Raw genomic sequence first — 6714 nt, 5'->3', positions numbered from 1 at the left:
TCGCGGCAGGCGCCGGGCGGGGCCCGGGACAGAGCACATCCGGGCGGAGCGGCCGCCCGGCCGGAGGGACCATGCCCGCCACCGCGCGGGAGAGCGCCGCGGCCAGGGGCGCGTAATCGGCCAGATGCACGCCGTCCCGGTGGAGACCGGGGCCGGCGAGCCCCCCGGTGCCGGCGCGCCACGCCGCGAACGGGTCGAAGAAGGTGTGGCCCCCCTCGGCACACAGCCTCGCCAAGCGGTCCGAAAAGACCGCGACGGCGGCGGGATCCCGGCCGGTCGCCCCGATTCCCACCGGCGGTACGGCGGCGACGAACACCTGTGCCGACCACGCCTCCAGACTGCGCAGGATGCGCCGGACATCGGCCTCGAACCGGTCGACCACGCGGGCCCGCTCGGGATGCCGCCAGCGCTGGAGGTCGTTGGTGCCGATGATCAGCACCGCGGCCGCGCAGCGGGCCGGAACGCGCAGCTCCGCGAGATGGCGGCCGCAATCGGCCGCGGTGCTGCCGCCGACGGCGATGTTGATGCAGGCCCGGCCGCCGAGATCCGGCGTTCCGACGAACTCCGCGTGGGAGTTGCCGGCCAGCAGCACGCTGTCCGGCGCGGCCGCCCGCAGGGCCGCGCGGATGCCGGGACGCCGGTCGGCGAACCGGCGCCCGACGATCCGCCCATGCCGCCAGTGCCGGGCGGCGGTCTCGATCCAGGGGACGTCCATGACTGTCCTGATCAGGCGTGAGGGCTCGGCCGCTCCCGGATGGCCGGGACCGGAGAATGACGGGTGCGGCCCGCGACAGAACCGTCACGACCGCACGACTCGGCCGCACCATGACTCGGCCGCACCATGACTTGGCCGTTCCCTGACATGGACACGGCATGACTTGGCGACCGGGCACCGAAGCGCGGGAAACACGGGGACATCCGATCCGCGACCGCAGATCGTCTTCGCATCTTCTATGTGGGAAAATTTCACACGTCAATCGTGCAGCGGAACGGATCGGTCCCGGATCCGAACGGGGACGACTTCCGGCCGCTGCGGCGCCGCGCTAGGTCGGTGGCCGCGGGGCGCCGTCGGTCGCCCGGAACCGTCGGGGGGCCAGGATGGCCAGCGAGATGATCAGGGATCGGGTCTTCATCGTCACGGGCGCGGGCTCCGGCCTCGGGGAGGCGACGGCGCGGGGCCTCGCGGCGGCGGGGGCCCGGGTGGTCGTGGCCGACATCGCCCGGGAGGCCGGCGCCCGGGTGGCGGCGGATCTCGGGACGCAGGCGCGCTTCGTCGAGACGGATGTCACCCGCGAGGCGGATGGCGCGGCGGCGGTCCGGACGGCGCTGGACGCGTTCGGGCACCTCCACGGGCTGGTGAACTGCGCCGGCATCGCGCCGGGGGAGAAGGTGGTCGGCCGCGACGGGCCGCACCGGCTCCAGACCTTCGCGCGGGCGGTCTCGATCAACCTCGTCGGCACCTTCAACATGATCCGACTGGCGGCCGACGCCATCGCCCGGGAGGCGCCGGACGCGGCGGGCGCTCGGGGCGTGATCGTCAACACCGCCTCGATCGCGGCCTTCGACGGCCAGATCGGGCAGGCCGCCTACGCGGCCTCGAAGGGCGGCGTGGTCGCCATGACGCTGCCCCTCGCCCGGGAACTCGCCCGGCACGGCATCCGGGTGGTGACCATCGCGCCGGGCATCTTCGAGACCCCGATGATGGCGGGGCTGCCCCAGGACGTGCAGGACACCCTCGGCCAGAGCGTGCCCTTCCCGCCGCGCCTCGGCCGCCCGTCGGAATACGCGGACCTCGTCCGCCACATCTGCGAGAACCCGATGCTGAACGGCGAGACGATCCGCCTCGACGGGGCGCTGCGGATGCCGCCGCGCTGACGGCTCAGCCGATCGACACGCTGGTCAGAACCGCGGCGGCCCGGCGGACCTCGGCGGCGATCATCTCCTCGCTCGGACCGTCGATCGGCATATCCGACAGGATCGCCGCCACGTCGCGCTTCACGTCCTCGCGGATCTCCGGGTTCTCCTCGGAGAGCCGCCCGATCAGGACGCCGAGCACGATCTCCAGGGCGGACAGCTTGGCGTGCAGGCGCGTGAAATCGTCCAGCGGCTCGGGCTCGTGCGCGGTCATGGCCTGCTCCATCCGTGAGGGCTCCGCCGTCGCCGAGGGGCACGCCGGATCGTCAGCGTCTCATACAGGGGCCCCGGCCGCCCGTCTCGCGGGGCGCCCGGCCGCGCTCCGGGGCGACGGCGGCAGAATTTTTTCCGGGCGCGGGCAACCGGATTTCCGGACCCGACGTTTCACGCTCCCGTGAACGAGCCCGCAAAGGGACTACCCGCCATGATCACCCGCCTCACCGCCGCCGCTGGCCTGCTCGCCCTCTCCGCCAGCTTCGCCGTGGCCCAGACCCCCACCGCGACCCCCGCCGAACCCGCCACCAAGGCCGACAGCAACCTGAAGGAGTGGCAGGTCGCCAAGGTCGCCAAGGTCGGCCTCGCCCAGGCGCTCGCCACCGCCGAGTCGCAGGGCGACGAGAAGGGCGGCCGCGCCATCGACGCCGACTTCGAGAAGGCCGACAGCAAGGATCCGGCCCACTACGCGATCAAGGTCGTCTACCCGAGCGGCAAGCTGGTCGAATACGGCATCAACGCCGATACCGGCGCCCTCTACAAGACCGAGAACCAGCCGATCGAGCGCTACTTCACCCGGCTGAAGGCCTCCGATTTCCAGAACGCCAAGACCTCGCTGAAGGACGCGCTGGCCATCGCCGAGCAGAAGGCCGGCGGCGGCAAGGCCTACGAGGCCGAGGTCGAGAAGGACGGTTCCGCGGTCCAGTACGAGATCAAGGTCGCCGGCGCCGACAAGGAGCAGGAGATCAAGGTCGGGCCGGACGGCAAGGTCCTGAACTGAGGCGCCGGGCTGCGGCGCAGGCCGCCCCGTCCTCGCGCGGGGCGCGCGCAATCCGGGGGACGCCCGGCCGATCCAGGCCGCGCTGCCCCGAAGCGCTTCATGCGCGAGGACGGCTCGGCCGGAGCGGCCGCTGCAACCTGTCGCCCCGCGGCAAGCGGACCCGAACCACCGTCTCGTCCATTCCCTTCGTAAGCGGCGGCCGGAGCGGCCGCGGACGGGAAGGGCAGGATGGACGCACGCGCGCTGGACGAGGGTCATCTCGGACGGGCCCATACCCGGGTCGAGGGTCCCGACAAGGTCACGGGCCGGGCCCTCTACAGCTCCGACCGTGTCGGCCCGGAGACCGCCACGGCCCACGCCGCCCTGGTGACCAGCACCATCGCCCGGGGCCGCATCACCGGCTTCGACCTCGAAGCCGCCGGGCGGGTGCCGGGTCTCCTGGGGATCTTCACCCACCGGGATTTCGCGGGCGCGGTGGCGCCGGTGAAGCACCTGATGGCCGGCGGCTTCGCCAACAGCTCGCACCGCCCCCTCGACTCCGAGGCGATCGCCTATGCCGGCCAGATCGTGGCGCTGGTCGTGGCGGAGACGCAGGAAGCGGCCGCGGCGGCGGCGGGCGCGGTCCGGGTCGCCTACGCGGCCGAGCCCGCCGCCGGCGGCTTCGATGCGCCCGGCGCCGAGACCGTGCGGCTGGCCGACCTGAAGCCCCATCACGAGGACATCGCCCGCGGTGATGCCGAAGCCGCCCTGCATACGGCGGCCGTCCGGATCGAGGCGCGCTACGAGACCCCGGTCCAGCACCACAACCCGATCGAGCTGTTCACCACCCGGGCCGCCTGGGACGGCGACAGACTGACGGTGCACGAGCCGACCCGCTACGTCGGCGCGGTCCAGCACGGACTCGCCGCGCAACTGGGCCTCGATCCCGCGCAGGTGCGGGTGGTGGCAGGCCTGATCGGCGGCCATTTCGGCTCGAAATTCGCGCTGTCGCAGCACACGGCGCTCGTCGCCCTGGCAGCCAAGCGCCTCGGCCGGCCGGTTTCCCTGGTCCCGAGCCGGCGGCAATGCTTCACCATCGCCAATTACCGGCCGGAATCCCGCCACCGTATCCGGCTCGGCGCCGACCGGACGGGCCGCTTCACCGCCCTGGTCCACGAAGCCGACACCGTGACCTCGCGCTTCGATCCCTTCGTCATGGAGGGCGCGGAGGTGACCGCGAGCCTCTACGCCTGCCCGAACATCCGGACCGAGGAGCGGGCCGTGCGGGTCGACCGCAACACGCCGGGGCCGATGCGGGCGCCCCCGGAGGTCCCGTTCCTGTTCGCCCTGGAGAGCGCCGTCGACGAGATGGCGGCCGCGCTCGGCATGGACCCGATCGAGTTGCGCCGGCTCAACGACACGGCGGTGGATCCGGTCAGCGGAAAACCGTTCTCGACCCGGCCGCTGTTGGCCTGCTTCGATGCGGGCGCCAAGGCCTTCGGCTGGTCGCGCCGGGTGCCGCGTCCGGGTTCGATGCGCGACGGTCCCTGGCGGGTGGGTCTCGGCTGCGCCACCTCGGTGCGGCCGGTGAAGATCGCCGCCGCGACGATGCGGGTCCGGCTCGGCCCGGACGGGTCCGCGGAGGTGGCCTGCGCGCATCACGAGATCGGCAACGGCATCACCACGCTGCTCGCGATGGGCGCGGCGGACGGGCTCGGGGTGCCGGTTGAGCGGGTGACGGTCCGGCTCGGCGACACGGACCTGCCTGCGGCGGGTATCTCGGGCGGATCGAGCACGACCACCAGCCTGATGAACGCCCTGGCATTGGGCTGCGGGCAGATCCGCGAGACCCTCGCGCAGGCCGCGACCGGGCAGGGCGGCCGCCTCGCCGGCCATGATCCGGGGACGCTGCGCCTCGCGGACGGGCGGCTCGCGGCCCCGGACGGGGCCGGGATCGCGCTGGCCGAGGCGGTCGGCCCGGCGGGCGTGGAGACCGTCGCGGCGTTCGTGCCCGAAGGCGGCGACCGCGAGACGGCGCTCCAGGGCCTGCGGCAGGGCCATATCGGGCTCAGCCTGGGCGGGGGCGGGAAGGCCGTGTCCTGGGGCTTCGGCGCGCAGTTCGCGGAGATCCACGTCCATGCCGAGACCGGGGAGATCCGGGTGGCCCGGCTCACCGGCGCCTTCGCGGCGGGGCGCATCCTCAACCCGCTGACCGCGCGGAGCCAGCTCACGGGCGGGATGATCTGGGGCCTCGGCTCGGCGCTGCTCGAAGAGACGGTGCTCGACGGTGCCGCCTACCGCAACCCGGATCTGGCCGAATACCTCGTCCCCACGGCGGCCGACGCGCCGGAGGTCGAGGCGCTGCTGGTACCCGATCCCGACGAGCAAGTGGACGCCCTGGGGCTGAAGGGCCTGGGCGAGCTCGGGATCATCGGGGTGAACGCGGCCATCGCCAACGCCGTCCACCACGCCACCGGCCGCCGCATCCGCAGCCTGCCGATCCGGCTGGAGGACGTGGCGTAACGCCGGCCGCTTCTCCCTCCCCCCTCTGCGGGGGAGGGAGGGCGCGCCTTTCTGCGACCCGCTCTACTCCATCGTCGGCGCGAGCTTCTTCACGCTTGCCACATCCTCGCCCAGCCATGCGGCATTCTTGGCCGTGCCGTCGAAGGTCGCGCTCGTCTTGAACAGCTCGTACTTGCCCTCCAGCGCGTAGGGCTTCGACCGCGACAGCAGCTCGGCCACCGCCGCCTTGTCCATCGGCTTGAAGGTCTTCACCGCCTCGAAGGCCTGGTCGAGGTCGCGCTGGTTCTGGATGCCGGTGATCACCACCGAGACCGGCAGGTTCAGCGAGAAGTGCAGGTACTCGATCGGCTTGATCGGCGCGTCCGCCTTCAGGATCACCCCGTCGCCAAAAGTCTTCATGGCGAGCGGCGCGATGCCGTTCTGCACGAGATAGGGCAGGACGAGGTGGCTGAACGAGCGGAAATGCGCGTCCATCACGTTGACGGGCATCTGCACGGAATCGAAGTGGAAGCCGCGCTCGGCGGCGACCTCCAGCATCTGCAGGTGGATGCGCGGGTCCTTGTGGCCGGTGAAGCCGATGTAGCGCAGCTTGCCGGCCTTCTTGGCCTCCAGGAAGCCTTCCATCGCCCCGCCCTCGGCGAAGACCCGGTCCGGGTCGTCGAAGCGCAGGATCTCGTGGTGCTGGACGAGGTCGATCCGGTCGGTGCGCAGGCGCAGGAGCGACTGGTCGATCTGCTTGATCGCCTCCTCCTTGGTCCGCCCGTCCATCTTGGACATCAGGAAGACCTTGTCGCGGTAGCCGCCCTGGGCCAGGGCCGCGCCCATGCGCAGCTCGGAGCGCCCGTCGTTGTAGTCCCAGCAATTGTCCATGAAGGTGATGCCGCGGTCGATCCCGGCATGGATCAGCCGCGTCGCCTCGTCGTCGGTCACGGCCTTCTTGCCGAGGTGGAACCCGCCCATGCCGATCGCCGAGATCTTCTCCGACGTCTTCCCGAAGGTCCGGTAGAGCATCTCGCCCCGGCGCTCGCCGGGATCGGTGACGAAGGGCAGGTCCGCCGGGTCCTGCGGGCGGTTGCCCGGGAGCACGGGGGCGTTCACGGCCGCACCTGCGCTGCCGGCGCCCGCGAAGCTTGCGCCCGAAAGGCCTGCGCCGAGCACGGCGCCCTGGAGGAAGCTGCGGCGTTCCATCGGCTGTCTCCGTTCGAGGATGTGGGGATCGGTGCCGGCAGGCCCCGTGTCGGGGCTGCTGCCGTCGAAAAAGGCGGCGCGTGTCGCCTCTCCCGTGCGGGGGAGGGGGCTCGTCG

General features: G+C 72.4%; 6 protein-coding genes. 3 read left to right on the top strand and 3 right to left on the bottom strand.

What is annotated here, in order from left to right; all coding sequences use genetic code 11:
• Positions 1 to 715: SGNH/GDSL hydrolase family protein (locus tag PQI07_RS25205; protein WP_274927659.1), on the bottom strand; the 715-nt coding region annotated here is incomplete at its 3' end.
• Positions 716 to 1110: 395 nt separating this feature from the next.
• Here PQI07_RS25205 and PQI07_RS25200 point away from each other — a divergent pair.
• Positions 1111 to 1875, top strand: a complete 765-nt coding sequence (locus tag PQI07_RS25200; protein ID WP_274927658.1) for an SDR family NAD(P)-dependent oxidoreductase — start codon at positions 1111 to 1113, stop codon at positions 1873 to 1875.
• 4 nt (positions 1876 to 1879) lie between these two features.
• Here PQI07_RS25200 and PQI07_RS25195 read toward each other — a convergent pair whose 3' ends face one another.
• Positions 1880 to 2128: a hypothetical protein gene (locus PQI07_RS25195; protein ID WP_043355542.1), complete on the bottom strand. Its 249-nt coding sequence runs from the start codon at positions 2126 to 2128 to the stop codon at positions 1880 to 1882.
• 210 nt (positions 2129 to 2338) lie between these two features.
• On the opposite strand from PQI07_RS25195, the gene PQI07_RS25190 reads away from it, so the two are divergent.
• Entirely contained in the window at positions 2339 to 2908 is a 570-nt protein-coding gene (locus PQI07_RS25190; protein ID WP_043382364.1) for a PepSY domain-containing protein, read from the top strand.
• A gap of 228 nt (positions 2909 to 3136) precedes the next feature.
• Positions 3137 to 5410, top strand: coding sequence for a xanthine dehydrogenase family protein molybdopterin-binding subunit (locus PQI07_RS25185; RefSeq protein WP_274927657.1), 2274 nt, complete (start codon positions 3137 to 3139; stop codon positions 5408 to 5410).
• 63 nt (positions 5411 to 5473) lie between these two features.
• On the opposite strand, the gene PQI07_RS25180 is transcribed toward PQI07_RS25185, so the two are convergent.
• Positions 5474 to 6598, bottom strand: a complete 1125-nt coding sequence (locus PQI07_RS25180; protein WP_274927656.1) for an aldo/keto reductase — start codon at positions 6596 to 6598, stop codon at positions 5474 to 5476.
• Positions 6599 to 6714: the final 116 nt, after the last annotated feature.

The organism is Methylobacterium sp. 092160098-2 (assembly GCF_028920805.1).
GTDB classification, from domain to species: domain Bacteria; phylum Pseudomonadota; class Alphaproteobacteria; order Rhizobiales; family Beijerinckiaceae; genus Methylobacterium; species Methylobacterium fujisawaense.
The sequence above is the reverse complement of the archived record's forward strand: the minus strand, read 5'-3'. Positions and strand labels throughout refer to the sequence as shown.